This window comes from Moraxella sp. CTOTU48717 (genome assembly GCF_032057165.1).
In the GTDB taxonomy this organism is placed as follows: Bacteria; Pseudomonadota; Gammaproteobacteria; order Pseudomonadales; family Moraxellaceae; genus Faucicola; species Faucicola tetraodonis.
In genome coordinates this window covers 98,605-122,445 of the sequence record NZ_DAMBBC010000006.1, presented here as the reverse complement: position 1 = coordinate 122,445, position 23,841 = coordinate 98,605, and the positions used below count along the sequence as shown (strand labels likewise).

Annotated in this window: 19 protein-coding genes and 2 pseudogenes; 15 read left to right on the top strand and 6 right to left on the bottom strand. The window is 41.7% G+C overall.

The genetic code is table 11. The annotated features are described in order from the left end of the window. Positions 1-98: 98 nt before the first annotated feature. The 4 genes from erpA (at position 99) to RT084_RS05480 (ending at position 3,603) form a co-directional block, all read left to right on the top strand. Entirely contained in the window at positions 99-431 is a 333-nt protein-coding gene (gene erpA / locus RT084_RS05495) for an iron-sulfur cluster insertion protein ErpA (protein ID WP_065253985.1), read from the top strand. Between the two features lie 385 nt (positions 432-816). Beyond that, complete coding sequence (locus tag RT084_RS05490; RefSeq protein WP_065253953.1) at positions 817-1,173, top strand: roadblock/LC7 domain-containing protein; 357 nt, start codon at positions 817-819, stop codon at positions 1,171-1,173. 205 nt (positions 1,174-1,378) lie between these two features. Continuing rightward, complete coding sequence (gshA, locus tag RT084_RS05485) at positions 1,379-2,944, top strand: glutamate--cysteine ligase (protein ID WP_065253952.1); 1,566 nt, start codon at positions 1,379-1,381, stop codon at positions 2,942-2,944. 134 nt (positions 2,945-3,078) lie between these two features. Further along, positions 3,079-3,603, top strand: a complete 525-nt coding sequence (locus RT084_RS05480) for a disulfide bond formation protein B (RefSeq protein WP_313097945.1) — start codon at positions 3,079-3,081, stop codon at positions 3,601-3,603. Between the two features lie 76 nt (positions 3,604-3,679). On the opposite strand, the gene guaA is transcribed toward RT084_RS05480, so the two are convergent. Beyond that, positions 3,680-5,263 carry a glutamine-hydrolyzing GMP synthase gene (gene guaA, locus RT084_RS05475; protein ID WP_313097943.1) on the bottom strand — a complete coding sequence of 528 codons (1,584 nt, stop codon included), beginning with the start codon at positions 5,261-5,263 and terminating at the stop codon, positions 3,680-3,682. A gap of 493 nt (positions 5,264-5,756) precedes the next feature. Between guaA and RT084_RS12415 the strand changes: the two are divergent. After that, positions 5,757-6,221 (top strand): annotated as a pseudogene (locus tag RT084_RS12415) (hypothetical protein); the annotation flags it as partial. 66 nt (positions 6,222-6,287) lie between these two features. Further along, positions 6,288-6,650: pseudogene (locus tag RT084_RS12410) on the top strand (glycine zipper domain-containing protein); the annotation flags it as partial. Between the two features lie 540 nt (positions 6,651-7,190). On the opposite strand, the gene RT084_RS05460 reads toward RT084_RS12410, so the two are convergent. The 5 genes from RT084_RS05460 to dnaA form a co-directional block, all read right to left on the bottom strand. Next, entirely contained in the window at positions 7,191-7,781 is a 591-nt protein-coding gene (locus tag RT084_RS05460; protein ID WP_159373931.1) for a manganese efflux pump MntP, read from the bottom strand. A 95-nt stretch (positions 7,782-7,876) separates the two neighbouring features. Next, a complete protein-coding gene (gyrB, locus tag RT084_RS05455) occupies positions 7,877-10,369 on the bottom strand; it encodes a DNA topoisomerase (ATP-hydrolyzing) subunit B (RefSeq protein ID WP_309595025.1) in 2,493 nt (830 codons plus the stop codon). Between the two features lie 262 nt (positions 10,370-10,631). Then, positions 10,632-11,804, bottom strand: coding sequence for a DNA replication/repair protein RecF (recF, locus tag RT084_RS05450; RefSeq protein WP_313097939.1), 1,173 nt, complete (start codon positions 11,802-11,804; stop codon positions 10,632-10,634). A 52-nt stretch (positions 11,805-11,856) separates the two neighbouring features. Further along, positions 11,857-13,032, bottom strand: coding sequence for a DNA polymerase III subunit beta (gene dnaN / locus RT084_RS05445; protein WP_313097937.1), 1,176 nt, complete (start codon positions 13,030-13,032; stop codon positions 11,857-11,859). Positions 13,033-13,143: 111 nt separating this feature from the next. After that, positions 13,144-14,484 (bottom strand): chromosomal replication initiator protein DnaA, encoded by a 1,341-nt coding sequence (dnaA, locus tag RT084_RS05440; protein ID WP_313097935.1) that lies wholly within the window; start codon positions 14,482-14,484, stop codon positions 13,144-13,146. Positions 14,485-14,986: 502 nt separating this feature from the next. Between dnaA and rpmH the strand changes: the two genes are divergently transcribed. The 9 genes from rpmH to RT084_RS05395 all read left to right on the top strand — a co-directional run bounded on the left by rpmH (position 14,987) and on the right by RT084_RS05395 (position 23,786). Further along, positions 14,987-15,121, top strand: a complete 135-nt coding sequence (gene rpmH, locus RT084_RS05435; RefSeq protein ID WP_050326012.1) for a 50S ribosomal protein L34 — start codon at positions 14,987-14,989, stop codon at positions 15,119-15,121. A gap of 242 nt (positions 15,122-15,363) precedes the next feature. Next, positions 15,364-15,801, top strand: a complete 438-nt coding sequence (gene rnpA / locus RT084_RS05430) for a ribonuclease P protein component (protein WP_095356243.1) — start codon at positions 15,364-15,366, stop codon at positions 15,799-15,801. Between the two features lie 63 nt (positions 15,802-15,864). Beyond that, complete coding sequence (yidD, locus tag RT084_RS05425) at positions 15,865-16,164, top strand: membrane protein insertion efficiency factor YidD (RefSeq protein WP_219331745.1); 300 nt, start codon at positions 15,865-15,867, stop codon at positions 16,162-16,164. Positions 16,165-16,345: 181 nt separating this feature from the next. Then, positions 16,346-18,037, top strand: coding sequence for a membrane protein insertase YidC (gene yidC, locus RT084_RS05420; RefSeq protein ID WP_313097932.1), 1,692 nt, complete (start codon positions 16,346-16,348; stop codon positions 18,035-18,037). Between the two features lie 160 nt (positions 18,038-18,197). After that, entirely contained in the window at positions 18,198-19,589 is a 1,392-nt protein-coding gene (gene mnmE / locus RT084_RS05415) for a tRNA uridine-5-carboxymethylaminomethyl(34) synthesis GTPase MnmE (protein WP_313097929.1), read from the top strand. A gap of 32 nt (positions 19,590-19,621) precedes the next feature. After that, positions 19,622-20,146: a transcriptional regulator NrdR gene (gene nrdR, locus RT084_RS05410; RefSeq protein ID WP_036601355.1), complete on the top strand. Its 525-nt coding sequence runs from the start codon at positions 19,622-19,624 to the stop codon at positions 20,144-20,146. An 11-nt stretch (positions 20,147-20,157) separates the two neighbouring features. After that, positions 20,158-21,234: a bifunctional diaminohydroxyphosphoribosylaminopyrimidine deaminase/5-amino-6-(5-phosphoribosylamino)uracil reductase RibD gene (ribD, locus tag RT084_RS05405; protein WP_313097960.1), complete on the top strand. Its 1,077-nt coding sequence runs from the start codon at positions 20,158-20,160 to the stop codon at positions 21,232-21,234. A 466-nt stretch (positions 21,235-21,700) separates the two neighbouring features. Next, on the top strand, positions 21,701-22,369 hold the full coding sequence (locus RT084_RS05400) for a riboflavin synthase (RefSeq protein ID WP_313097927.1): 669 nt from the start codon (positions 21,701-21,703) through the stop codon (positions 22,367-22,369). Between the two features lie 331 nt (positions 22,370-22,700). Next, positions 22,701-23,786 (top strand): CAP domain-containing protein, encoded by a 1,086-nt coding sequence (locus RT084_RS05395; protein WP_313097925.1) that lies wholly within the window; start codon positions 22,701-22,703, stop codon positions 23,784-23,786. Positions 23,787-23,841: the final 55 nt, after the last annotated feature.

The window sequence follows — 23,841 nt, the reverse complement described above, 5'->3', positions numbered from 1 at the left end:
AATGGGAAAAATTCTTGATAGTATAAAGCAAGCACCCCATAATAATAAAAAAGTTTTTATAAGGAATACCCCCGATGAGCGATACCGTAACTGATAGTATGGTTGATGGCATGACTTTAACCGATAATGCTGCTAAAAAAGTGCGTAACCTACGTGATTCAGAAGGCAATAACGACTTGATGCTGCGAGTATATGTGACGGGTGGTGGCTGTTCGGGTTTTTCGTATGGTTTTAATTTTGAAGAAAACTTGGGCGATGATGATGCTACCTTTAGTAACGATGATGTAGCATTGGTTGTTGATAGTTTGAGCTACCAATACCTACATGGCTCAACCATTGATTATGTGGAAGGATTAGAAGGCTCGCGTTTTACCGTCAACAATCCAAACGCCACCACGACTTGTGGTTGTGGTTCGTCATTTTCTATCTAGCTTTACTGGCTAATTTTACTGGGATTCTTTACCTAGTTCATTTGCATAATTAAAAGGCTTTAGCTTAAATATAGCCAGCAACTGTTAAGTTTAGCCTTTTAATTTTCATTCATCCTGTATTTGTTACCTTTGAACAAAATCATCTACATTTTTTCAGCGTTTATCAGATTTGATTTGTGTCGTTAGCCTTTATCCGTAATAATGATTTTATCAACAGCGTGATGACACTTAACCGTGTTATCATCAAGTACCCTAATATAGGTTGATATTAATTTATTCTTGTTAATTACTTAATGTTAAATGTTTTAATGATTTAAGTTTGTTAGCTAAGCAATTATTAATAAGCAATCTTTATTATTCATTTAATAATACCAAGGAGCTTATCATGGCTAAATTATCTTTAGACTCACTCAATAACATCGACGGTTTCATTGCAGCTGCATTGGTTGACAGCGAATCAGGTCTAGCACTTGCCTCAACCGGTAATGGTATCGACCTTGAAGTTGCAGCAGCGGGTAACACTGAAGTGGTACGTGCAAAACGTAAAACTGCTAAAGCATTAGGTCTTAACGACAAGATCGAAGATATCCTAATCACATTAAGTAAACAATATCACTTAATCCGTCCGCTAGTCCGTAATGAAAACCTATTTTTGTACCTAGTACTTGATCGCCAAAAATCAAACCTAGCTATGGCGCGTCATGAATTAAAAGGGTTTGAGACTGAATTAGATTTCTCTTAATGCTTTTTTGATTAAAAGTTTCAGGTAAAAATTATCACTTAATCAAATAATGGGATAGTTTTTATCATACCCACGGTATTTACTGTGGGTTTTTTACGTTTGGCGATTATTGCAATTGGTAATTTCGTCATCACGATATTTTGATAGTGTTTGTATAAATTTGGTGGCATAATTTCACACAATTAAAAATAATTCTAGGATAATTATGACCCAAGCGCCTCAAACTTGTACTTCTTTGCAGCTACCTACTTGGCTGACCGCTGAAAACATTCATGGCATGCTACGGGGTATCGAAAAAGAAGGCTTACGTATGAGCCCTGAGGGATATATCGCCACTACCCCACACCCGGCAAAGCTTGGCTCAAAACTCACTCACCCTTTTATCACTACTGACTATGCCGAAAGCTTGTTAGAGCTAATTACTGAGCCAAAACCCACGGTGAAAGAAGCACTTGATATGCTGCGTGATTTGCATATTGTGGTACAAAATGCTTTGACCGATGACGAGCTGTTTTGGTCGATGTCGATGCCTTGTATGATTTCGGGCGATGAAGATATTTTGCTGGCCGACTATGGCACCTCAAACTCAGGTAGATTAAAAACCCTATATCGTCACGGTCTAGGCATCCGCTATGGTCGCCGTATGCAGACCATTGCTGGATTGCATTATAATTTATCATTTGGTGATAATTTATTCACCGCTTGGCAACAGCAGTTAGGTGATACCCAGCCATTAACTGAATTTAAAAATGAAAAATACTTGGGTCTGATTCGTAACTTCAAACGTCTAAGTGGTATGGTGCTGTACTTGGTTGGTGCAAGTCCTGCCGTGTGCGCGTGTTTTTTAAAGGGTCGCGAGCATCCGCTACAGCCAATGAACGCATCAACCTACTATTTACCCAATGCTACCTCTCTGCGCATGGGCAAACTGGGTTATCAAAATAGTGTACAAGATGATTTAGATATCCGCTACAACAGTCTCGATGAATATGTCGCAGGTTTGCGTAATGCCATCCACACGCCGCATCCTAATTTTAGCGCGTTGGGACTCGATGACGACAACGGCTATCCCATTCAAATCAATGACCATATTTTGCAGATTGAAAACGAGTACTACAGCCCGATTCGACCCAAACAAATTACCCAACCTGGCGAAAACCCCAGTGATGCCTTAGCCAAGCGCGGTATCGCTTATGTGGAACTCCGAGCGATTGACTTAGATCCGTACAGCGAAATCGGTATCAGCTTAAATACCGCCTGTTTTATGGAAATTTTGGCATTGTACTGTCTATTGCTAGATAGTCCTGACTTATTGCCCGATGAAGATGCCCTACTTGCTCAAAACCAAGAAAAAATCGTCAATCAAGGGCGCGAGCCAAACTTAATGATTGATACAGTAGCTGGGCAAGTCGCATTTAAAGACTGGCTACTACAGCATCTGCTAGGTATGCGTAAGCTATCAGAACTCATGGATGTCACCTATGGTAGCAATGATTACCGCAATGCGTGGCAATCGATGATGGCAAAAGCGCAAAATCCAGACAATACCCTGTCAGCGCAAGTATTAGTCGATACCGAACGCTTTGATAGTAGCTGGCAGTTTGGTAAGTCACTGGCGCAAATGCATGCCAATCGCTTAAGACATCAAGGATTGGTCCCTGAGCAAATGACTTACTTTGAGCAGCTTGCCAAAAACTCTGTGCGTGAGCAAGCCGATATCGAGCAGAATGACACACAAGATTTTTATGCCTATGTGGGTCAATTTCGCTAGTTAGCAGGTGCTGGTTATCAGGTGCCAGTTAGCAGGTATCGTTGGACTGATTATGTTGTAGGGTTAAATTTCTAAAATTCTAAGCGCTATGGTTTGGCTTATTCTTTTTCACTAAATTGTTTGATGGTTTTTTTATGCGTGATGCTTCATTGACCCACAGCTTGTTAAGTTATCGGGGACTGGCAGGACTATTGACGTTAGCCAGTATTATTGGCATGAGTTTCGCCTATTTTTATTTGCAAGGGGTGGTAAAATTAGACCCGTGTCCGCTGTGTATCTTTCAGCGAGTGGGTTTAATTGTGATGGGGATTTTTGCATTTATCGCCTTTTTACTCAATCCAAAACAAGCTTGGGCAAAGATTTTGTTGATGTTTGGCGCGCTGCTCGGCATTTTGTGGTCAATTGCTGTGGCGATTCGCCATGTATGGATTCAACACCTGCCACCTGACCAAGTCCCCTCATGTGGTCCTGGGCTGGACTATTGGATGGATACGCTGCCGATTGCTCAAGTGTTGAAAGAAGTATTTAAAGGTTCTGGCGAGTGTGCGGTGATTGACTGGACGTTTTTAGGCTTTAGTATCCCAGAATTATCACTGGGGTTTTTTAGCATTTTATTGGTAATGATTATTTTGGCGATCCGTAAAAGCAATACTCGATAACACTATCGGTCGTGGTCTAAAACCATAAAAAAGGCGATAATCAATCGCCTTTTTTTATTAGCTTTTTTTAGTCGCTTTATTCCCATTCAATGGTCGCTGGTGGCTTACTTGAGATATCGTAGGTCACACGTGATACTTCTTTGATTTCATTCATGATGCGATTAGACACTGTTTCAATCAAATCATACGGCAAATGGGCAAAACGCGCTGTCATAAAGTCGATGGTTTCAACCGCCCGTAACGCAATCACCCACGCATAGCGGCGACCATCACCGACCACGCCCACTGATTTTACCGGTTGGAACACCGCAAACGCTTGTGCGGTTTTCTCATACCAACCAGATTTTTCCAACTCTTGCATAAAGATGGCATCGGCTTGACGCAAAATATCGGCATATTCTTTTTTCACTTCACCCAAGATACGCACGCCTAGACCTGGACCTGGGAAAGGATGACGATAAATCATTTTTTCAGGTAGCCCTAATGTCACACCGAGCTTACGCACTTCATCTTTAAACAAATCACGTAAGGGTTCAATAAGTTTGAACTGCAAATCGTCTGGCAAGCCACCGACATTGTGGTGCGACTTGATCACATGTGCTTTGCCTTGGTGACTTTTTGCAGATTCGATGACATCGGGATAAATGGTGCCTTGTGCCAAAAATTGAATGCCTTTGCCCTCACCCGACAGTTCACGTGCGGTATCTGCAAACACATCGATAAAGGTTTTGCCAATGATTTTACGTTTGGCTTCTGGATCGCTAACACCGGCTAATGCGGTCAAAAAACGTTCTTCAGCATCCACGCGAATGACCTTAACGCCCATGTTTTCAGCAAAGATTTGCATCACTTGGTCGCCTTCATGGAGCCGTAACAAACCATTATCAACAAACACGCAAGTTAGCTGCTCGCCAATCGCTTTGTGAAGCAGTGCGGCTACCACCGAGCTATCAACGCCGCCCGAAAGTCCCAACAACACTTGCTCATCGCCAATTTGTTCTTTTAACTGCGCCACACGCATTTCAATGATGTTATCCGGCGTCCACGCATTGGCACAGCCACAGATTTGGTGGACAAATCGGCTAATCAATGCTTCACCTTGTAGCGTATGGGTCACTTCTGGATGAAACTGCACCCCATAATAATGCTTGCTTTCATTTGCCATCGCAGCAATTGGGCAGCTTGGGGTTCTGGCAGTCACTTCAAAGCCTGCAGGTAACTCAACGACTTTATCGCCATGACTCATCCAAACGTGTAATTTGTTAGGCTCATCTTCAATGCCTTTAAAGAAGCTATCTTGAGCGGTTTTTTCAATGATAGCAGCGCCAAATTCTTGGTGGCTACTGGCTTCAATCTTGCCACCGAAACGGTCTGCCATCGCTTGCATACCATAGCAAATGCCTAGCACAGGCACATTGATATCAAATACGGCGTCATTAATTTTTGGGCTATTTTCTGCATACACGCTTTCTGGACCGCCCGATAAAATAACCCCTTTTGCACCAAAGTCGCGGATACGCTGTGCGTCAATATCGTATGGGTACATTTCACAGAATACCCCTGCTTCACGCACGCGGCGCGCAATCAGTTGACTGTACTGTGAACCATAATCCAATACCAAAATACGGTCTTGTTTGATTGAGTTGTTGGATGTTGACATACAAGCCTCTTTAAATTTAGGTAAATAGCTTAACTGAACCGATGCTAACAGGTTTCAAAAATTTATGGGTATTGTACCAATTAACGGCTTTATTTGCTGATTTTTATAGGGTGAAAAATAGCTACATGAATGTTTTAAGTAAAAATTTTTCTTAAAAAATTTCTCTGATAAACAGTCTTTACTTGCGTTTTTTTGTATCTCTTTCACCAATTGATTATCTTTGTTACACAAACCTCATCTAAGAGGCTTTAGGTTTACCAAACTCTACGAAAAGATTGCTCATAATACTATACAGCAGATGCAAAAATTTATTATTATGAAAGGGTAATAACCGAAAACGGATTCATGAAAAAATTGATTTTAATTTATTGATTTTAAGTTAATATCACCTTTAATCGTTTTTCGACAATAAAAATAATAGCCATATTAATTAAAATTTTTTTCTAAATACTAGTATGGCTTGGATGAAAAAACTTTAAATGAGGATACAATCATGGTAGATAATATTAATAATTCAGACTTAAACCGCGACCCTATCACTGGTGAGCCAGGCTCACACCCAATCGGTACTGCAGTAGGCGGTATGGGTGGTGCTGCTGCAGGTGCAGCCATCGGTGCTATCGGTGGTCCATTGGGTATGTTAATCGGCGGCGCAATTGGTGCCATCGCTGGTGGTGCTGCAGGTCACGCCGCAGGTGAAGCGATTGATCCAACGATTGAAGATACTTATTGGAATGATACCTATTCACAAACAACCTACTATAGAGATGGTTATGATTATACCACTGACTATCAACCAGCTTATGCCGTCGGCTATGCCAATCGTGCAAAATACCCAGCTGGCACAACGTTTGACAGTGTAGAATCTGATCTTGAACGTAGCTGGCATGAAGTAAAAGGTAATTCACGTCTTGCATGGGAAGATGCCAAAGAAGCCATTCGTGATGGTTGGAATAAAACAGATGCTCGTATTGCTGGTCAAGAATATTCACCACGTTTACGTACAGTGGATGGCTATGCAGAAGGTGAAGAAAAAGGTCATCCTGTTGCTACTGGTACAGGCGCATTAGGTGGTGCCGCAGCTGGTGCAGCCGTTGGGTCAGTAGCGGGTCCCGTTGGCACATTGATTGGTGGTGCGATTGGCGCCGTGGCAGGTAGCGCGGCAGGTCATGAAGTCGGTGAAGCAGTCAACCCTACCACTGCTGAAGATGCTTACGAAAAACCTCATCCAGTTGCCAGTGGTTCTGGTGCACTAGGCGGTGCCGCAGCCGGTGCAGCCATTGGTTCAGTAGCAGGTCCTGTTGGTACCTTAGTGGGTGGCGCGATTGGCGCTGTAGCCGGTGGCGCAGCCGGTCATGAAGTCGGTGAAGCAGTTAACCCAACTGAAGCAGGTGAACAACGTAAAGAAGCTAACCCTGTCGCCAGTGGTACAGGTATGGCAGCCGGTGCTGCTACAGGCGCAGCGATTGGTGCGGTAGGTGGTCCAGTAGGTTCATTGGTTGGCGGTGCCATTGGTGCTGTAGCAGGTGCAGCCACAGGTAATGCCGTAGCAAATACGCTTGAAGGTAATACAGAAGAAGATACCTACTGGCGTAATAACTACAATACGACGACTTACTATAGCCAAGGCTATGATTACGATACCGACTATCGCTCAGCGTATGATTATGGTTACCGTGCACGTCATCATTTCAATACTGCTAATGAGTTTGAAAGTGTTGAAAATGACTTACGCAATGATTGGGAACAATTCAAAGGTAGCTCACGTTTGACTTGGGACCAAGCTCGCCTAGCAGCACGTGATGCCTGGTATCGTATTAAGCGTTAATCTTTCGATTAAGTTAGCTTAAAATAAAAAAAGACTTTCAAATTAATGAAAGTCTTTTTTATTTGAACCATTAAAATCAAAGACAAAAAAGCTGGTCTATTAAATTACCATTTTGATGCCAATACCGATTAATACTAGCCCACCAAAAATTTCAGCTTTACTCTCTAGCCACGTGCCTGATTGCTTGCCCATAAATACGCCTATAAAGCTAAAAATGCCTGTTACCACGGCAATTACTGCACAGGATACATAAGGATTGACTGGGATTAAATTTAAGGTAAATCCGGCTGCCATTGCATCAATACTGGTTGCAATCGCTAAAGTAGTCATGGTTTTATGGGTGATGACAACATTGGCATCATTGGCGATATCTAAAGCAATATTGTGCGGGGTGGAATCTTGTGATGCAGCATCTTCATCATCGCCAGATAAGGCTTCATACAGCATTTTTCCACCAAGCCCCACCAAAATAATGCACGCTATCCAAGGCGCCCAATTTGCGATAAATCCTAAGATTGAACGTCCACCGAGATAACCAATCAAAGGCATCAAACCTTGAAACACGCCAAAATATACGCCTGCCATGACCGCAATTTTGGTCGTATCTTGGCGGTGTTTGGCACCGAGTCCAATCGCTACAGCAAAGGCATCCATCGATAAGGCTATCGCTAGCAGTAATAAGGCAATCATGTGATATCTCTTCTAAAAATTCAAGCTGAAATAAAACCACCTTATTACAACATAAGGTGGTTTCCATTGTATTAAAACACGACCCTAAAATTGGGTTAAATATCCAAGTTGGTCACTGTTAACGCATTCTCCTCAATAAAGGCACGACGCGGTTCTACATCATCCCCCATCAGACACGAGAACAAATGATCAGCAGCAATCGCATCTTCAATGGTGACTTTTAGCATATGGCGATTTTCTGGATCCATCGTGGTTTCCCATAATTGATCAGCGTTCATCTCGCCCAACCCTTTGTAACGCTGAATCGCTAAACCACGGCGCGCATCACTCATAATAAATTGCCATAGATAACCCATGTCTTTGATCGGCAGTTTTTTATCGCCTTTAGCGACATAAGCGGTATCTGATAACATGTCTTTCCATTGGCTGGTTAAGCGATGCAAACGGCTATACTCACCTGAACCAATAAATGCGGTATCTAATAAGTACGCGTGTGGCAACTGATGGATAAAAATCGTCACGCGCGGTAGATAATAGGTTTTTTGATGATCGCCTTCTTGTTTGCTAAAGGACTCTAATTCAATTTGTGGGTCTAATCCGTCTGCCGTCACTGCTAGATTCTGCGCTAACGCTTCTACCCAATTTCGCATTTGCCCTTCATCTTCAATCATTGGCATGCTAAGTTTGCTGGTGATTGCCAACGCATCCAATACGGCGCTTGGATATTTAATTTGCAAACGGTTTTTGATGGTTTGAGTTTGGTTATAATCATTAAGCAAGGTTTCTAGCGCTTGCCCTGTTATCGCAGGCGTACCTTCACTCAAATGCAGCTGGGTATCATCAATGGTTGACGACAATAAATAGGCCTTTAACGCTTCATCATCTTTGAGGTACAATTCTTGACGACCTTTTTTCACTTTATACAGCGGTGGCTGCGCAATATAAATATGACCACGTTCTAATAGCTCCGGGGTTTGACGGAAAAAGAATGTCAGGAGCAAGGTGCGAATATGTGAACCATCCACGTCCGCATCGGTCATGATGATAATTTTGTGATAGCGTAATTTGTCAGGATTGTACTCATCAGGTCCGATGCCTGTACCCAATGCGGTAATCAAGGTGCCCACTTCCTGCGACGATAGCATCTTATCAAAACGCGCACGTTCTACGTTTAGAATTTTACCTTTCAGCGGTAAAATCGCCTGCATCTTACGGTTACGCCCTTGTTTGGCAGAACCGCCTGCGGAGTCCCCTTCCACAATGTACAGCTCTGACATCGCAGGGTCTTTTTCTTGGCAATCAGCAAGTTTGCCGGGCAGACCTGCGATATCCAGGGTGGTTTTACGGCGGGTCATTTCACGAGCTTTACGCGCAGCTTCTCGCGCACGAGCGGCATCGATGATTTTACCAGCAATCCCTTTGGCAGCATTGGGATTTTCAAGCAAGTAAGCGCTAAACTTATCGTGCATGGCTGATTCAACCGCTGGTTTGACTTCACTTGATACCAGTTTGTCTTTGGTTTGGCTTGAGAATTTTGGGTCAGGTACTTTGACAGAAATAATCGCGGTTAAACCTTCCCGCGCATCGTCACCTGTTACCGCAACTTTTTCTTTTTTCATCAAGTTTTCGCTATCCATATAGCTATTTAGGCAGCGCGTTAATGCCGAACGAAAACCAGAAAGATGGGTACCGCCATCTTTTTGCGGGATATTGTTGGTAAAGCATAATACTTTTTCGTTGTAGCTATCTGTCCATTGCAATGCTACTTCGACGCTGATACCGTCATTTTCTTCGCTGGTAAAATGAAACACCTCATTTAATCCAGTTTTGCCCGCATTGATGTAATGGACGAACTCAGATAGACCGCCAACGTGTTCAAACTCATGGCGTTTGTCATCGCGCTCATCCGTCAATACGATGCGTACACCCGAGTTTAAAAACGACAATTCGCGTAAGCGCTTGGCGAGAATTTCAAAATCAAAAATCGTGCCTGTAAAAATATCATCGCTTGGATAAAAGCGCACTTGTGTGCCTGTTTGCTGGGTGGCTTCAAGCTGCTCAATAGGCGCTACGGGCTCACCGTCGGCATAGGTTTGGCTATAGTGGTAACCATCACGCCAAATATCGAGCACCAGTTTTTTTGATAACGCATTAACCACTGACACACCGACACCGTGCAAACCACCTGAGACTTTATAGCTGTTGTCGTCAAATTTACCGCCCGCATGCAGGACTGTCATGATAACCTGCGCGGCCGACACCCCTTCTTCTGGGTGAATATCGACAGGTATACCGCGTCCATTGTCTTTGACGCTGACCGATTCATCTTCGTGGATGATGATGTCAATTTGATCACAGTGACCCGCCAAAGCTTCATCAATGGCGTTATCTACTACTTCAAACACCATATGATGCAAACCTGTGCCATCGTCGGTATCGCCAATGTACATACCAGGGCGTACACGCACGGCTTCTAAGCCACGAAGTACGCGGATACTGTCAGAACCATAAGCTTTATTTTGTTGATGACTTGATTGGGTAGTAGATTGTTGTGTCTGATCGGCTACATTCGCAGATGTATCAGTCATGATGACTCCATAAGTTTTGCATGGCAAAAACGTCAGAACATATTCGATTTTATGGTCAAAATCGTTGATTTTTTTCTTAGTTTTTTGGTGAAAAATAAAGGGTTTATTGTAGCAAATTTTAGGGGAAAAGTCACTGAATATCCCTGCTTATGACAGGCAAAATAGTGATTTAGCTGAGCTAGAAAAGAGAGGGTTTAAGTTACATCAGTTTGAAAAAATACTTAATCATCTAACCTTAGTCACCTAAAAATGTTACTTGTTTTTATAGGTCGTTTTTAATAGCTTGTACTTCAAGCGGTAATTGTCTAACACTTCCCTGTTCCACGTGAAACAGTTTTATATTATCCCGCCAAATCTTTTGAATACTCTCAACGATATCTTGGGTGAGACTGGTGATAAACAGCTGTGAATTAACTTGTTTTAAGCCAGTTAATAACAACATAAGCGCGTCACTATCCAATTCCGCTGTGATATCGTCCACTAATACCAAAGGTACTTTATCAACCTGATTGAGTAACGGCAACTGCGATAAGCGAAGCGCCATGACCAATAATTTTTTTTCACCCCGTGACAGCATATCGGTGGCAAGCAATGTCTGCTTGTGTTTATGCCCTGCTGCATCAGTATGCACTAAATCTAGCACAACATTGATATCAGCCCGATGGCATCCCATACGCGTATAGCCAAGCTCAATGTCAGACGCTAAACGATTGGCTAAAGTAATGGCTAACCCAGCTTCAGTATCAAACCCCGGTGTATAACGCAATCGTAATTTTTCGGCATATTGGGGTAAAAATTTTTGCACTTGCGCCAAAAAATGGGGCTGCCATTGTTCAATGATGCGGGTCCTGGCTTGGTGAATTTTTTCTGCATGTTGGCTTAGCTGGTAATCCCAAGCTGACAGTTCTTGCTGTTGCAGGCTAGTTAATAAGACGTTGCCAACATTTTGCTTTAATAAGCTGTTGCGCTGTTTTAATAGACGCTGATAAGACAGCCAATTGGGATGAAATGACTGTTCCACGTGAAACCCTAACCAATCTAACATTTCACGCCTTGCTTGACTACCATCCTCTAGCTGTGCAAGGCTCACAGGCTCAAGCAATAGGGTGGGTAGCAGCTGGGCAAGTGGGCTTTGGGTGACAAGTGACTGCCCATTGAGTCGCAATTGCGTGGTAGCGTCTTGGGATTTGGCAATAGCGACCGTTTGCTCATGATTGAGCCTAGCAAAAACCGTGGTATCGCTAAAACCATGCTCAATATAATGCCTCGGTTGATGATGGCGAAAACTTTTGCCGCGCGATAATAAATAGATGCTTTCTAATAGCGACGTTTTTCCGCTGCCATTTTGACCCAAGAACACATTACAACTGCTGGGTTGTAATTCAATCGTGTGAAGATTGCGAAAATGATGAATAGCTAATTCAATAATTTGCATGATTTATCTACGTCACTACTCATCACTGGATTTAAAAAAATATGCCCGCTGACTAAATACGCATTGGCATAACCACAAATTCGTGTTTGCTATCGTTGACTTGTTGTACCAATACCGAAGCATTGGCTTGGCTCATATTAAAGTCAATTTCGCCTTGCAGTACATTCAGCACATCTAGCAAATAAGCCACATTGAATGATATCTCTAATGGCTCGCCTTGATATTTAACCTCAAGCTGCTCACTGGCTTCATCTTGCTCAGCATTGCTAGCACGTACTATCAAATTGTTATCACCTGAAAAATCAAAAATCACGCCACGCGATTTCTCGTTACTCAAAATAGCCACGCGGCGAAGCACGTTCGCCAGCTGCTCTTGGCTGATACGGGCAATTTTGTTGGTTAATGATGGCATAACGCGGCGATAATCAGGGAACTTACCATCAATCAAACGGGCAGTAAAAGCCACCATGATGGCATTTTTTAGCTGACCTGTGCTATCGACTTCCCCAAAAGGGAGTAAAACTTGTAAAAATTCACGACCAACATTGAGGGTGATTTTATTATCTTGATTCGGTAGCATGCGTTTAAGCTCTGCTAATAAACGTTGTAATTCAAGTACCGCTTTTCTTGGTAAAATTGCAGCCAGTGCCACGCTATCATCACACGCTATCACCGTACGAGCCAATGCCAAGCGATGCCCATCGGTTGATACCGTCGCCAATTGCCGCTCTTTGACTTCAAACAGCATACCGGTAAGATAATAACGCACATCTTGCACCGCCATCGCAAAATGCGTTTTATCCAGCAAATCGACGAGGTCTTCACGGCCCAATTGAATAGGCGTAACTTGTTCTGGTTCACCCAACAGGGGAAAGTCTTGGGCAGGTAAAGTGCTGAGTTTAAAACGACTACTACCGCACACAATTAGACACTGATTGTCGTCACCTACACTGATAGATACGGGTAAACCGTCGGGCAATAATTTTACGATATCTTTGAATTTGTTGGCAGGAACGGTGATTTCACCTGGTTGTTTGCACGCCGATTCTGGCAAATTGAGGGTGGCTTTTAATTCAAGCTCTAAATCTGACGCTACCATCACCAATTGAGAGTCGGTTAACGCCAATTTCATATTACCCAAAATCACCATGTTATGGCGTTTGTCAGCGGCTTTTGAAATTAAATTAATCGCTTGTAGTAAAAAATCGCGAGAGATTACTAATTGCATGGCACCGCCTCAAATCAAAATGAATGGTTATAACAAATGGAAAAATTAAAACTTATTATACGGGGTAATTGAGTAAAAATCTTTTTAATCGAGCTAACAAAATACTAAATACTAAGTCTGTAACATTAATTTTAATGATCGATAATCCTTGTCAAACATCAGATCACTGCCACAAAGTTCTTGTACTTTCTCGCAGGCGTGCATGACCGTGGTATGGTCGCGACCGCCAAATGATTGACCAATTTCTGTAAAGCTGTTATTGGTTAGTTCACGGGCTAAACTCATAGCCACCTGACGCGGGCGAGCGATATGACGTAAACGCTTTTTACCCATCAGGTCTTTAACCGATATATCATAAAACTCAGCAACGACTTTGCGAATATTATCCATACTGACCGCTTGTACGCGAATGGCAATCAAATCTTTTAACGCCATTTGTACCAGTTCTAAATGGATAGGCTGATTGAGCAGACGGGAAATGGCTAAAACTTTGTTCAGCGCACCTTCTAACTCTCGCACATTGGCGATGATATGCTGAGCAATAAAAATAGCGCACTCTTTTGGCAAATTCACCTCTTGCGCTTTGGATTTTTTTTGCAAAATTTGAATACGGGTTTCTAGCTCTGGCGGCTCTAGCGCTACTGCTACCCCCCAAGCCAAACGTGACTTTAAACGTTCGTCAAAATCAGTCAGTGCGCTCGGGTGTTTATCAGATGCCAAAATCACTTGTTTATTTTTGCTCATAAAATCATTGAGCAATAGCAAAAACTGCTCGCTACTTTTTTGCTTGCCCGCAATCACATGAATATCATCAATAATCAATAAATCGGCTTTTTTTATTTTATCTTTAAACTCATCGATTTTTTGTTTTCTTAATGAATTCACCAGCTGGTTAACAAATTTATCGGACGTGAAGTAATAAAAACTTTTGCCTTGCTTTAAAATCTCGTGGGCAATTGCTTGCATCAAATGGGTTTTTCCCAAACCTGTCGCGCCATAAATAAACAGCGGATTATTTTTTGATTGACCCAAATTGTTGGCAGTCTCTCGGCAAATACTATAAGCGATTTGATTGGATTTTGCGGTTACAAATTGGTCAAACGTAAAATGCGGATCGATATACTGAAAAGAGCGTTGCTGCTCATTTTTTACCAGCGTCACTTTTTGCTCACCAAGGTCTTGTGTACCGACAGCATCAGTGATTGCGTTACCCTTATCAATTTGAATCTGCACATGAATTGGTAGGGTTGGCTCAAGCTGGTGTAAAATCGTTTGAATTTGACTTAAATGATTTTTTTCAACATAGCTGGCAAAGTATTGATTAGGTACATTGACGACCATCGTGTTGTCATGCATTGAGGCGGATAATGGGCGAATCCACATGGTAAAAATATTATCAGGTACTTGATATTTTAATTCGTCAACGCACTTAAGCCATAATGCATCCGCCATAACTTCACTTTCCTAATTCAAGCATCTTCAAAATTGGTGTAATGTATCATAAAACCGCTATTTTACAAATAAAATTATTGTGGATAATAATGTGGATATAATTGTTGATAAGTTAAAAATGGAAGTTAATAACAAACTATCAACTATTTATATACAGGTTTATCAACATTATAAATAATTGTTTTTTATTATCATTTTACTATATATCCACTGAAATAGATGTGCTTAATAATAATAAATAATACTTATTTAATATATAATAATAAAAAAATTTTTTGTGGATAACTTTTTACTAAGTTGTATTTGTTATACAAAAATTTTATTTTAGATAAGCAAAATAATTGGTTGTACCAGTAATTTTAAGAAAGAAATTAATCGGTAAGCTTAGTTATCCTTGACCTATTGGTTAAAATTAAGGATAATACGAGATTAACTGTTTTGAAATTTTGTATTTTAACCGCTATCGGTTAAATGTCACGTAAATTTAGCCAAGGTGAATCGCATGAAACGCACTTTCCAACCAAGCGTAATCAAACGTAAACGTACTCACGGTTTCCGTGCTCGTATGGCTACTAAAAATGGCCGTCAAGTTTTAGCTCGTCGTCGTGCTAAAGGCCGTCATCGTTTAACGGTGTAATGTCTATTTTGTTAACTTGATTTAATGTTGATATTAAAACAGGTTATAGTAAAAAGCGATATACTTCTTATATCGCTTTTTTTATTGTTGTACTAATCGTTATGCTAGAAGTCCGTTCGTAACTAAGGATTAGCATACTCCCCTACTCTATTATTTCAGCCTGTTTTTACCCTATCTATAAAATATTTATAGCTTTGGCTTTTATTTTAATGGTGCTTTGGTATTGATTTGGACTTATCCTCATGACGGCAGACAAACCTTTTAAATTTGATAAATCACAGCGGCTGCTAACGCCTAAAGATTTTAAAGCGATGTCGGGTCGCCATACCAAAACTGGTGAAAATCAGTCACAGCCTGTTGTGATGTTTAAAATTCATCAGCCTAACTTATTGTTCTTTGTCAAAGTGGTTTTAGCCGATACCCAAAGACAAGCTGCAGTAAATCGGTTGGGTCTTGCGATCACTAAAAAGAAAGTCAAACGTGCCCATGAGCGTAATCGTATTAAGCGATTAACGCGAGAGCATTTTCGGTTGCATCAGCACCAGCTAAATGGTCAAGTTGATATTTTGTTAACTATCAAGCAGTTTTCCGATGACATGCCAAATGAAGCAATTGCGCAGCAATTAGCGATGGGCTTTAACTTAATCAACGATAAGATTAGAAAGTTGAAACGGAGTTAATTTTTTGGGCAGTTCGTAATATCTTTACTCAAATGAAGGTGATAAAAAATCTGGTCTTAATCCATGGATAAATTATTAGCAAAATTTTTGCTGGGTATGATTATATTTTATCAGCGTTTGATTAGCCCATGGTTTGCACCTCGTTGCCGGTTTTATCCAACGTGCTCTAGCTATGGTTTAGAGGCGGTAAGATTGCATGGGGGGTACCGGGGTGGGATATTGACAGTCAAGCGTATCGCGCGCTGCCATCCTTGGGGTGGGCATGGGATTGATTTTGTCCCTAAGCCATTATATCGCTACCGCTATCATTATATTAACACACGCCCGTCTTACTTTTTTGTATATGCTTACCACTATCATTAATTGATGTAGATAATTAAATTATAAAAATTTGTCGCCAGTCTCAAATAGCGTAATCGAGTCAACTATTTATAGAATATCTTTTTTAACTTTTTTTTAGTAGAATGTCTTCTATTTTTTAATTGTTTTTACTTTATTAGCAACTAGTGATTTTAAGCAATATCATTAGATAGGATAGCTATATATGCAAAAAATTTTACGGACATTGATTATTATCGCAATGTTGATTACGGGTTATTTGCTGATTCTGGCATGGCGGGATGATTATACCAATGTAAATAAACCCGTGGCGATAACCCCAACAACCACAGCCGTGAGTAGCAATGATGTGCCAGTGGCGGGGGCTTCAGGTACGCCAACGGGTGATATTCCCGCGGCAACGGCAACCACGCCAACTGCTGCTCCCACTACCCAGAAAACGGGCGCACAGCTCATTAGCGTGATGACGGACAAATATGATCTTCGTATTAATCCAGTGGGTGGCGATGTGGTATACGCGGCGCTTCGAGAGCAGACCCAGACATTAAATAGCAACCAACCGTTTGTACTCCTTGAAGAAGATAGTAATCGCGTATATGTGGCTCAGTCAGGGTTAATTGGTGCCAATGGTATTGATAATAGCAATGGCCGTGCGACTTTTACCGCGCCTAGTAACCAATTTGTCATGCAACCTAATCAAGCCGAATTGGTCGTGCCTTTAACTTATCAAAAAGATGGTGTAACTATCATCAAATCCTATAAGTTTACCAAAGGTCAATATCCTATCAACGTTAGCTATAACATCACCAATAACGGCACGCAGCCTTGGCAAGGACAAATGTATGCGCAGTTAAAACGTGATAATAGCGAAGACCCAGGTAAAGGTGACAAAGGCGCAATTAGCCTATCGACTTACCTAGGGGGCGCATGGGGTACACCAGATCAGCCTTATAACAAACTCAAGTTTGGTAATTTCAATGAGGGTTTAAAAGCCAGCAGTGATAAAGGCTGGATTGGCATGGTACAGCACTATTTTGTCACCGCTTGGATGCCAAAGGATTACACAGCAAATTTTTATAGCCGTGAAGTTGGCAAAGATCACATCATCGGGTTTACCAGTAACCCTGTGTCAGTTGCTCCCAACAAGCAAGTGACGTTAACGTCTGCCTTGTATGCCGGTCCAAAAATTCAAACCAACTTAAAACCTTTGGCAGAGGGGTTAGATAAAACTGTTGATTACGGTATTTTATGGCCGATTTCAAAAGTGCTATTTTGGATTTTGGATAATGTACATAAAGTGTTGGGTAACTGGGGTTGGTCAATTATTGTACTTACTTTATTGGTCAAAATCGCGTTAATGCCAATCGCCAATAAAAGCTATCACTCGATGGCAAAAATGCGCGCAGTTGCCCCAAGGTTGCAAGCCTTAAAAGAAGAATATGGTGATGACCGTATGCGTATGTCACAAGAGATGATGCGCATCTACAAAGAAGAAAAAGTCAACCCAATGGCAGGTTGTTTACCAGTATTGCTGCAAATGCCGATTTTCTTGGCGTTGTATTGGGTACTGGTTGAATCAGTACAATTACGCCATGCCCCTTGGATTGGTTGGATTCGTGACTTATCATCCATGGATCCATTGTTTATCTTGCCACTGATTATGGGCGCTGCGATGTTTTTTCAGCAGATGCTAAACCCGCAGCCGCAAGATCCTATGCAGGCTCGTGTGATGAAATTTATGCCGATTATTTTCACCGTGTTTATGCTATTCTTCCCAGCGGGTCTAGTGCTGTATTGGACGGTCAACAATTTGTTTAGTATGGCGCAGCAATACTTTATCAATAAAAAAGTTGAGCGTGAGCAAGCAGCAAAAGCGGCAGCACGCAACGTGGTTTAAATCCATCGAACCGTAATTTGATACTTTAATCGCCCTTTAAACCGTTGTTTAAAGGGTTTTTTATTGGCAAAAAATAATCATGTTGTAATCAGTGAGTGGATGTTAAAATATCAGTATTAAGTCAATGCTGACTACCCGAAATGTTAGATTGTAAAAAATTATGTTAAATAACTCTCAGACCGCGCTTACTTCAACCATTGCCGCCATTGCAACACCAATGGGTCGTGGCGGGGTTGGTGTGATACGCTTATCAGGTCCAAACAGTTACCAAATTGCCTTGGCGTTGACAGGTCGTCAAGCTTTCAAACCGCGATTTGCCTATTTTTGCCGATTTTATGATAGTGATAATACGGTGATTGATGAGGGATTGGTGTTATATTTCCCTGCCCCCCATTCTTTTACAGGTGAAGATGTGATTGAGTTGCAAGGTCACGGTGGTATGATTTTGCAGCAGCAACTTTTGACCCGTGTATTTGAATTGGGTGCAAATCAAGCGGTAGCGGGTGAGTTTTCGGCGCGGGCTTTTGATAATGATAAGCTTGATTTGGTACAAGCAGAAGCGATTGCTGATGCCATTGATGCCACCAGTGTGGCTGCCGCAAAAAGTGCCATGCGCTCGTTGACTGGTGAGTTTTCACAAAAAATTAATGCGCTGCTTGAGCAGTTAATTCAGCTACGGCTGTATGTTGAAGCCGCTATTGATTTCCCCGATGAAGAAGGGGTTGATTTTTTGGCAGATGAGCATATCGCCAAGCAATTACGCCAAGTTTGTGAGCAATTAAACAATGTGTTAGCCACTGCCAAACAAGGGCAGCTGCTGCGAGATGGTGTCTCAGTTGTGATTGCAGGGCGACCCAATGCGGGAAAATCTAGCTTGCTCAATCGGCTTGCAGGGCAAGAGCGGGCCATTGTGACCGATATTGCCGGGACAACCCGTGATATCCTACAAGAAACCATTGTGTTAAATGGTCTAACGCTAAATTTGACCGATACCGCTGGGCTGCGCCAAACCGATGATATTGTCGAACAGGCAGGCATTGAGCGAGCACGACAAGCCATCACCCAAGCTGATTTACTGCTTATGGTGTATGATGCACACCGTGAGCATGAGCCGTTACGATTGGCGAGCGAATTATTTGGTAGCCTACCCAATGCCAATTCGATATTAATGATTGCCAACAAAATTGATTTATCCGACAATCATCAAAATTTGCCCAAGCAACTTTCATCACAAGAGCAGATTTATCACCCCGTCTATGTGTCTTGTAAATATGGTACAGGGCTTGAAGAATTGGTCAATCAAATCTGTGATAAAGTCGGTTTTCATCCCCCTGAAAATAGCTTAATTGCACGAACCCGCCATCTTGATGCGCTGCGCCGTACCCAAATGGCGCTACGAGAAGCCGATGAGCAATTGCATTTGTTTCATGCCGGTGAATTGGTGGCGGAAAGCCTACGCCAAGCGCAGATTAGCCTCAACGAAATCACTGGTGAATTTACCGCCGATGATTTATTGGGTAAGATTTTTGGCAGTTTTTGTATTGGCAAATAAATTAAAAGCTTTAAACTTAGCTAGGAAATCGCATGCACTGTCCATTTTGTAATGCTGAAGATACCAAAGTCATTGATTCAAGACTCGCGGCAGAAGGTGCGCAGGTACGTCGTCGTCGTCAGTGTACCGCGTGCCAAGAGCGATTTACTACCTTTGAAATCATTGAGGCAGTAATGCCCCGTATCATCAAATCCAATGGTCGTATCGAGCCGTATGATGGACAAAAACTGCGTCGCTCAGTGCAGCTACCGTTACAAAAACGTCCGATATCGACCGACAACATTGAAGCCATGATTAGCCGCATTGAAAAACAGCTCAGACAGCTCGGTGAGCGTGAGGTGCCAAGTAAAATTTTAGGTGAAATCGTCATGAAAGAGCTGAGCCAAATTGACGATGTTGCCTACGTTCGATTTGCTAGCGTGTATCGTGATTTTCAAGATATTGAAGCCTTCAAACACATGGTGTCAAACCTCACCACTGACGCCAATAAACAAGAAATCAATCAACGTATCGAAGATTTGACTCACCCACACAAGCTCAAACATCTACAATCCTAAGTTTTATTATGATGGCAACTTTATCACCTGCTGAGCGCTATCAGCACCAATACTACATGTCACGCGCCATTGAGCTGGCTAAAAAAGGACGTTTCACCACCCGTCCCAATCCTAATGTCGGCTGCGTCATTGTCAAAGATAATCAAATCATTGGCGAAGGTTTTCACTATCAAGCAGGACAACCCCACGCCGAAGTGTTTGCCCTTCGCCAAGCACATGAGCATTATGCCAAGCAATTGCAAGGCGCAACAGCGTATGTTACGCTTGAGCCTTGTAGCCATCATGGACGTACCCCGCCCTGTGCGGATGCGCTAATCAAAGCGGGTATTAGCCGTGTTGTGATTGCTGTTGTCGATCCTAATCCTAAAGTCGATGGTGGTGGTATTGCCAAACTGCATCAGGCAGGTATCGAAGTCATTACCGGTATTTGTGAGCAAGCGGCTTATCAATTAAATGAAGGCTTTTTTAAAGTCATGCGTGGCGGCTTGCCTTTTGTGCGCTTAAAGATAGCGACAAGTTTGGATGGACGCACCGCGATGGCAAATGGCGAGTCAAAATGGATAACCAGCGACCAATCACGCGAGGATGTACAGCGTTTACGAGCGCAGGCAGGGGCGATTATTACGGGGAGCGAAACCATCCTACAAGACCATCCTGCGCTAAATATCCGTAGTCAGCAATTAGGGGTAAATTTAGACGACATACCCCAGCCGCTATTGGTAGTGCTTGACCGTCGTCAACGCATCCAAATGACGGATGCATGGTACCAAAGTCAAATCAACAAGCGTCCCGTTTTGCTTATCCAAGACGCAACTATGAGCTTAACCCAACTACTCACTATTTTAAAAGATAATTACCAAATCAATGATGTGTTGGTTGAAGCGGGTGCGACGGTCGCTGCTAGTTTTTTACAACAAGGTTTGGTAGATGAATTAGTCGTGTATCAAGCGCCATGCATTTTGGGTAACAATGCTAAGCCCATGATTAACTTTACGGCACAGCATATGTACCAACAAATGGTCGCTTCACTGGTTTCACATGAAACAATGGGCAATGATATCAAACTAATCTATCGCTTTGATAAGTAAATCCACACAATCTGCTAGTTAAATCTTGCTAAAAAAATTGGTTAAACTGTTATATTGTTTGCTTTTTAAAACTTATCCACATTGTTAGCTAAATTTAATGAAAGCGTTAAAACCAGCATTTCTTTTGTGGATAAGTGTTTCACATGAAACAATGATTAGAGTCGGATTTTACTGTAATGCTAGACTATAAGCGGTGTTTCACATGAAACATCCGACAAAATACCCGTTACCTATCACAATTATGACCAGTGGATAAGTAGATAAATAAGGTCATAAGTAGTCTGTGAGGTTAAATTATCCACCAAAAGCTAGCTCTATCATTTTAATTTTTTGAACGCTTGATGCCCAATTTAAATTACAGCTGATTTTTGATTATAATTTAACTATTCTAAATAATATTTTATGTTTGTGATAGTTGTAAAAGTACATTAAAATGCATTGTTATGATAAAAAATTAGGATAAACAATGTTCACAGGTATTATTGAAGCCACTGGAAAAATCGTTGCGATTACGCCAACACAGGGTGATGTACGCTTAAAAGTTCAATCTGACTATTTGGACTTTGCTGATGTCAAATTGGGTGACTCGATTGCAAGTAACGGGATTTGTCTCACTGTTATAGAACAAGGTAAAGACTGGTACGCCGTTGATGTTTCACGTGAAACACTCAATAGAACAGCGATGCAACAATGGCAAGTTGGCGATGTATTAAACCTTGAAAAAGCCATGTTGCCTACTACACGATTTGGCGGACACATTGTCACCGGTCATGTTGATACCACGGGTACGGTTAAACTTATAAAAAATGATTCGCGCTCGATTTATATAGAGATTGAGATTCCAAGCGAGTTTACCAAATATGTCGCTACCAAGGGTTCTGTAACGATCGATGGTATTAGCCTGACCAGTAATTTGGTGGAAGGTAATGTGATTAGTTTAAATATCATCCCGCATACAGCGCACGTCACCAACATAGCCAGACATTGGAAAGTGGCAACAAAAGTTAACATCGAGGTGGATGTGGTAGCCAGATATTTAGAAAAACTTCTTGTGTCAACACCAGACACCATGTCAAATTCTAATCATGAAGGCATTACCTTAAATTTCCTACAACAAAATGGATTTAGCAAATAACACCGATATATCCCCTGCCAAACTTTTAGCTGAACAAAAATTGTCAAATTTGGGGGTTTAGGGACTAAACAGGGTGTGATTACTGTAACGGCTACAAAGGTCGCCCATTAAGGGATATTGGTGGCTAAATGATATTGGTAGTTAAAAATAACAAATAGCCAGTTGCTAATCGCAAAGCATAAATTTGTCAGCAATTGACGAAAAATTTTGAGTATGGTGAAAAATTGAACTTCTTTTTTCTCGAAAAAAGTGTAACAATAACTCAATCAAATCAATCTGTCATGATACATATTGAAACGTGAGGTTAAGGTTATAGGGAGTTTAAATGGACATGCTGCTATCAAATAATTTCTTCAACCGTGCTATTATGTTAACATTGTTAGCGACTTTATTAACCGCTTGTGGCGGCGGGGGAAGCGGTAACAGCGATAGCTCATTAACCCCATCATCAACCACTTCCCCAACCCCTATTCCTACCCCTACCACTAATAGCACAGTAGAATTGGCTGCGATAAAGTTATTGAATGAAAATCGCAGTCAGTGTGGCTTTGGTAGTCTAACAGCCAATCAGAATCTTAACCTTACAGCAATGAATCATGCTAGCTATATGGCATCGGTAACTGAAACAAATAAACAGCCATTTGCAAGTCATGAAGAGCGAGTTGAAACGGGTTTATTAGATACAGGGATTACCAACCCCTATTATTCAGGTATTGATTTAGCCACTAGACTAAATCCCTCTACCTTGGGTAAAAAAGCAGTTAGCACTCATTACGATTATCAAGCGCAAGGTGAGAATATTTCGTTATCAAACTTCTCCACTAAGGATAGTAGTTATACGATAGATGACACTGCCAAAGTCGAAGCCATGTTATATCATTTATTTGCTGCACCTTATCACCTGCGCAGTTTAGTTTATCCGCAATTTACTGAGGTAGGATTAAGCTATCAATTAGTCAAATGGACCGCCAATAATGAAATTAATCATACAAGTCTATTAGAAATCGTATCTGCGTTACCTTTCAGCCAAAAATATATAGAAAATACCAAGCTTTTGAATTTCCCTTGTGATGGGGTTACTACTGACTATGAACTCAGAGATGAAACCCCGAACCCATTTGGTACAACCCGAGATTTAAAAGACCATCCGACTGGACAACCTGTATATGTGTTAGCACCTTTTGATAAAACTATCGCTGAGGCGACAGCCGCAATAACGCAAAATGGTACGTCGATAGGCATGATACATACGCTCACAAGCCTCTCTGACCCCAATAAACTATTAAGTAAAAATGAAGTCATCTTCATCCCAGATTTACCGCTTAAACCCAATACTGGCTACCAAGTCAGTTACCAACTGGTTTATAATGATGGGCAAAAAACCACCAACCAATTTACTTTTAAAACTCGACCCTAATAACGTTTTACTTCAAACAAAAAAAGACCAAGTTAATTTGGTCTTTTTTTATTGT

What these genes read in the sequence shown, in the direction of transcription:
- yidD (WP_219331745.1), top strand. Translation starts at nt 15,865, where the DNA reads ATGGATAAATTATTAGCAAAATTTTTGCTGGGTATGATTATATTTTAT.
- RT084_RS05480 (WP_313097945.1), top strand. Translation starts at nt 3,079, where the DNA reads ATGCGTGATGCTTCATTGACCCACAGCTTGTTAAGTTATCGGGGACTG.
- nrdR (WP_036601355.1), top strand. Translation starts at nt 19,622, where the DNA reads ATGCACTGTCCATTTTGTAATGCTGAAGATACCAAAGTCATTGATTCA.
- yidC (WP_313097932.1), top strand. Translation starts at nt 16,346, where the DNA reads ATGCAAAAAATTTTACGGACATTGATTATTATCGCAATGTTGATTACG.
- RT084_RS05400 (WP_313097927.1), top strand. Translation starts at nt 21,701, where the DNA reads ATGTTCACAGGTATTATTGAAGCCACTGGAAAAATCGTTGCGATTACG.
- RT084_RS05490 (WP_065253953.1), top strand. Translation starts at nt 817, where the DNA reads ATGGCTAAATTATCTTTAGACTCACTCAATAACATCGACGGTTTCATT.
- RT084_RS05460 (WP_159373931.1), bottom strand. Translation starts at nt 7,781, where the DNA reads ATGATTGCCTTATTACTGCTAGCGATAGCCTTATCGATGGATGCCTTT.
- dnaN (WP_313097937.1), bottom strand. Translation starts at nt 13,032, where the DNA reads ATGCAATTAGTAATCTCTCGCGATTTTTTACTACAAGCGATTAATTTA.
- erpA (WP_065253985.1), top strand. Translation starts at nt 99, where the DNA reads ATGGTTGATGGCATGACTTTAACCGATAATGCTGCTAAAAAAGTGCGT.
- rnpA (WP_095356243.1), top strand. Translation starts at nt 15,364, where the DNA reads ATGACGGCAGACAAACCTTTTAAATTTGATAAATCACAGCGGCTGCTA.
- recF (WP_313097939.1), bottom strand. Translation starts at nt 11,804, where the DNA reads ATGCAAATTATTGAATTAGCTATTCATCATTTTCGCAATCTTCACACG.
- guaA (WP_313097943.1), bottom strand. Translation starts at nt 5,263, where the DNA reads ATGTCAACATCCAACAACTCAATCAAACAAGACCGTATTTTGGTATTG.
- ribD (WP_313097960.1), top strand. Translation starts at nt 20,158, where the DNA reads ATGGCAACTTTATCACCTGCTGAGCGCTATCAGCACCAATACTACATG.
- gshA (WP_065253952.1), top strand. Translation starts at nt 1,379, where the DNA reads ATGACCCAAGCGCCTCAAACTTGTACTTCTTTGCAGCTACCTACTTGG.
- RT084_RS05395 (WP_313097925.1), top strand. Translation starts at nt 22,701, where the DNA reads ATGCTGCTATCAAATAATTTCTTCAACCGTGCTATTATGTTAACATTG.
- mnmE (WP_313097929.1), top strand. Translation starts at nt 18,198, where the DNA reads ATGTTAAATAACTCTCAGACCGCGCTTACTTCAACCATTGCCGCCATT.
- dnaA (WP_313097935.1), bottom strand. Translation starts at nt 14,484, where the DNA reads ATGGCGGATGCATTATGGCTTAAGTGCGTTGACGAATTAAAATATCAA.
- rpmH (WP_050326012.1), top strand. Translation starts at nt 14,987, where the DNA reads ATGAAACGCACTTTCCAACCAAGCGTAATCAAACGTAAACGTACTCAC.
- gyrB (WP_309595025.1), bottom strand. Translation starts at nt 10,369, where the DNA reads ATGACTGATACATCTGCGAATGTAGCCGATCAGACACAACAATCTACT.